The organism is Candidatus Desulfofervidus auxilii (assembly GCA_030262725.1).
In the GTDB taxonomy this organism is placed as follows: Bacteria; Desulfobacterota; Desulfofervidia; order Desulfofervidales; family Desulfofervidaceae; genus JAJSZS01.
This window is the reverse complement of sequence record JAJSZS010000063.1, coordinates 1-4,002: the sequence shown is the minus strand read 5'-3', so window position 1 is coordinate 4,002 and position 4,002 is coordinate 1. Positions and strand designations below refer to the sequence as shown.

General features: G+C 29.6%; 7 protein-coding genes. 5 read left to right on the top strand and 2 right to left on the bottom strand.

The window, feature by feature from the left end:
* Positions 1–844 precede the first annotated feature (844 nt).
* Both LWW95_11890 and LWW95_11885 read left to right on the top strand, forming a co-directional pair.
* The gene (locus LWW95_11890) at positions 845–1,057 is read left to right on the top strand and encodes a hypothetical protein (GenBank protein ID MDL1957728.1); all 213 of its coding nucleotides are present in this window, start codon (positions 845–847) and stop codon (positions 1,055–1,057) included.
* Positions 1,054–1,497: a type II toxin-antitoxin system VapC family toxin gene (locus LWW95_11885; GenBank protein MDL1957727.1), complete on the top strand. Its 444-nt coding sequence runs from the start codon at positions 1,054–1,056 to the stop codon at positions 1,495–1,497. The genes LWW95_11890 and LWW95_11885 overlap by 4 nt, the downstream gene beginning before the upstream one ends.
* Before the next feature lie 173 nt (positions 1,498–1,670).
* Here the strand turns inward: LWW95_11885 and LWW95_11880 are convergent, their stop codons facing one another.
* Both LWW95_11880 and LWW95_11875 read right to left on the bottom strand, forming a co-directional pair.
* Positions 1,671–2,102 (bottom strand): HEPN domain-containing protein, encoded by a 432-nt coding sequence (locus tag LWW95_11880; protein MDL1957726.1) that lies wholly within the window; start codon positions 2,100–2,102, stop codon positions 1,671–1,673.
* On the bottom strand, positions 2,068–2,550 hold the full coding sequence (locus LWW95_11875) for a nucleotidyltransferase domain-containing protein (GenBank protein MDL1957725.1): 483 nt from the start codon (positions 2,548–2,550) through the stop codon (positions 2,068–2,070). The genes LWW95_11880 and LWW95_11875 overlap by 35 nt, the downstream gene beginning before the upstream one ends.
* A 203-nt stretch (positions 2,551–2,753) precedes the next feature.
* On the opposite strand from LWW95_11875, the gene LWW95_11870 reads away from it, so the two are divergent.
* The 3 genes from LWW95_11870 (at position 2,754) to LWW95_11860 (ending at position 3,915) form a co-directional block, all read left to right on the top strand.
* Positions 2,754–2,972, top strand: a complete 219-nt coding sequence (locus tag LWW95_11870; protein ID MDL1957724.1) for a hypothetical protein — start codon at positions 2,754–2,756, stop codon at positions 2,970–2,972.
* Between the two features lie 63 nt (positions 2,973–3,035).
* A complete protein-coding gene (locus LWW95_11865) occupies positions 3,036–3,251 on the top strand; it encodes a hypothetical protein (GenBank protein MDL1957723.1) in 216 nt (71 codons plus the stop codon).
* Between the two features lie 355 nt (positions 3,252–3,606).
* Entirely contained in the window at positions 3,607–3,915 is a 309-nt protein-coding gene (locus LWW95_11860; GenBank protein MDL1957722.1) for a TIGR04076 family protein, read from the top strand.
* The last annotated feature ends 87 nt before the right edge of the window (positions 3,916–4,002 follow it).

Below are 4,002 nucleotides of genomic sequence, written 5' to 3'. Positions count from 1 at the left end.
TTTTATTTTTGCCTTTACTTTAGTTTTTAGCATTGGCTCATTGGGTGATAGTCAAATTATTTCTCATGCTACGTGTATTTTGTTTGGATTAACTGTTGGATTGCAAAGTTTTTTGAATACCTCATCTGGTAGATAAAATATGTCCCATAGCGATTTTTTGTCTTGTAGATGAAATTGACAATAGCAGTTTCAGAAGAAATTTGGAAAAAATTAAACAAATCGCAGCTTTAGGAAAAAGTATGTCAGCTAGTTTTTAGGGGAAGAAAATAGATATACAAGGTTCATGAGAGGCTAAATAAAAGAGTTGTTTCTTTTACTTCCGGTAGATTTGGTAGAGACTATAAAAGAGCTTGCTAGAAGAGAGAAAAAATCGGGAAGTAGAGTAGTGCTTTAAAGGATTCTGGGAGGGGAGCTTAACTTTAATGATGCACTTTTAGTGATTGGAGCTAAAGAATATGGAATAGAACGGATAGTCAGTTTTGACTCTGATTTTGATGAATTTTTAAAGAGGATCTCTTAAACTTAAATTTCTTCAGCTTGTGAAAGACAGAAAAAATTTTTTGCCCTGGCAAGAGAAAACTAGTCTAGAAAAATTTTAAGCTTTGGTATTATAAATGTGGAGAGAATCTTACAATCAGAGGATATCCCTAATCCTCATCCCACCTATCTTTTTGCACTTCGCAGTGCGAAAAAATTGTTAATAGTTTAGTATACTTTTTGCCTTTTGTATTATACTATCCGATATAAGGAGAGAAATTTAAAAAGGGTAAAGGGTTTGAAAGAAGAGAATAAAAAGATAAAATTAAAGGATAGGAAAGTTAAATTTTGTAGGAGGAGGCTTTCTATGAAACTTAGAGAAGTTGTAATTGAACATATAAAAGAAATGGAAAAAGAAGATTTAGTATTAATTTATCAAATTATTAAGAGTATTGAAAATACCAAACAGAAACAAGTTTTGCCTCAACAGAGAGGGTATACTTTGGTTAGAAAGGCTTTAAGTAAATTGAAAAGACCTTTAAGTAAAACAATAATAGAAGAAAGGGAAGAGAGACTATGAATTATTTTTTTGATACTTCTGCTTTGGTAAAACATTTTTGTAAAGAAAAAGGAAGTGAGGTTGTTACTAAAATAATATTAGAAAGTAGTAATATTATTTGGATATCAGAATTGTCTATTTTGGAAATTTTTAGTGCTTTATATAAAAAGTATAGAATAGGGGAATTAGAAGAGGAGAGTTTAAAGAATGCTTTAGAAGGAATCAGATTGGAAATAAAATTTTTTAGAACAGAGCCGCTTAGCTCAATAATTGTTTATGAAGCTATAAATCTTTTAAGTACTTATGCAAAATCGTATAATCTTAGAACATTGGATTCATTACAGCTTGCGACTTTTAATTTAATTTCTGAAAAAGACTGGATTTTTGTAGCTGCGGATGAAAAATTATGTAATTTAGTGAATCAAATTGGATATAATGTAATAAATCCTGAAAAAATATAAATATCTTAGCTTCATCCATTATTAGTCCCTATATCCTGGATACCCTTTTCGCACTTCGTAGTGCACTTCGCAAGTGCGAAAAAATTGTTAATAGTTAATATACCTTTTGCCTTTTGTATTATACTATCCGATATAAGGAGAAACTTAGAAGGGTGAGGGGGTTTGAAAGACGATTATTTAGCTTTAGGAAAAGGGGATAAAATATGGATTGCCTCTTTTACAAGTTCTAATAATTCTTTTGCCCAGTTGATAGCTCTTTCTGCTTCCTCTAAAGTATATTCTTCTCCAGGAATCCAATCATGTGCTCCATAAAAAGCAAGTTCTCTCTCTTTTCTTAATTCTCGGGAAATGTATCTTATTTTTTCGAAATTCTTTTTTATTACCTCAGGAAAAAATTCAAGATGGTTACCAATGTAACCAGATACATCGTGAACTTTCGGAATTTCTAAACCTACAGACATTATTAATGCCTTTAACAAAAGTTCTACTACCTCCTGAGCTTCACGAACTACATCTGCATAATCCTGTTCATTTTTTAAAAATTCTAACATTTTTATCCTTTTTTCTGCTCTAAAAAGATAATCCTGAATTAATTTGTGCCGCATAATTTATTCTCCAGTAAACTTTTCCTTTATGTTCGTATCTTTCTATTACTTTTTGTTGAATAAGAATTTTGACTTTTTTAAGGAGATTTTTCATAAAATTCCCCTTATCATAAAGGATAATACATCCCTCAAGCATATCTAAGTATAAAGGAGAAAATTTTTGTGTTTCTTTTTTAGTAAAAATAAGAGGAGAAAGTAAAAGAATAAAAGGACCTATGGTAATTGTGTCACTTACATTTTCAAAAAATTCAGTTATCCGTTGCCGAAGTGAAAGTTTTGACTCATTAATTACTATAAATAAATCTACATCAGAGTTTACACTAATTTCTCCTTTTCCCCCAGATCCAAATATTACCACTGCGATGAGATTTTTTTTATAAAAAGTTTTTGTTTTTTCCAGAAGCTTTTCGACAGAGTTGCTAAAAATTTCAGAAAAAATTTTACTCATAAAATACCCCTATTTTATTATTACAATACCCTTTAAAAAGTCAACAAAAGATAGATAATATTTTTTGCATTTTGTAAGTACACTTCAGCTTTCTATAAAACTTAAAAAATATCAACCAGAAACAAGCTTTGCCTTAACAGAGAGGATATATTTCTGCTTTGATGAAACATTTTTTCTTGATATTTAAAAAAGTGGGGAGGGTAGTGAAGTCTATAAGAGTTAAAGAAGAAGTATGGGAAATTCTTCGCCAACTAAGTAAAGAAAAAAATAAATCGTTGACGCATATTTTGGAGGGAGCTTTAGAAAAATATATAGAAGAGATTTTTAGAAAAAGAGCAGTTGAAAAGCTACGAAATCTTCCAAACCTTTCCTTAGGAAAAGAAATTTTTACACAAGAAGAAATTTATGAAGATCGGTATTGATAATGTTCTTTTCTATTTTTTAAACAAAGATAATCCATTTCACAAAGAAGAGAAACTTTACCTGTGCTGGTTGAAAATCAGTGGGCTGTAATTACTCAGCAAAATTTAGTAGAACTTTCAGCAGTATTAACTCGTAGAGGATTAAATACAAAAGTAACAGAAAAATATCTACGTAGTTTTGCTGAAGCTATCCCCGTGCTAAAGCCTACAGCTGATACTATAGAGATCTTTTTAAAACAAATAAGAAAAAGATCTATAATAAGGATCCAAAGTTTTTGATATTTATTTAGTAGCTACTTTGATAAGCAATGGTGTTAATAAACTTTATACATATAACGAAAAAGATTTTATAGAGAAACCAAGTGAAGAACTATCTTTAAAAAAGTAGCCTAATTACTGGAATCACGGAAAACGATAAAGCTTCATAGGTGCACTTCGTAAATGAAAAAAGGTGTTAATAAGAATATAAAAGATAAAAGATGACAACAAGAGCAAAAATTAATCAATAGATCCTAAAGTGACTTTGATTTAGTAGAAGAAGCAAAACGAAGAAATATTACAGTTACAGAATTGATTAGGAAGATCTTTATGATGAATAAATATAACATGCTTGCTAAATTGACAATAAAAACAAATGATTTATTATTTTATTACAATGGGTTTAATAATAAAAGTCAAAGAAATTATTGGTAAATGTCCTGTTTATAAAGTAGGAGATAAAATTGTTATTGAAGATGGTTATAAGATTAATCTTAAAGAAACTTCAGCTATCTGTATGCATTCTTTAGCAGCTATAATGCCTTATTATGTAGCATTAAACAAAGGAGTAAATCCAGTTGAATTAGGGTTAGCTAAAGAAGGCAATAAAGCTTATGTTCAATGTCTTGATCCTTGCAAGTATACAGGAGGAGGAACGGTAATCTTTGAAATAGAAAGGAGTTAAAATTTATTAAAAAATTCCTTTATTTTTTCTACTACATATATTTGTTGTTCTAGGGTTAATTCTGGATACATAGGAATAGCTAAGGTT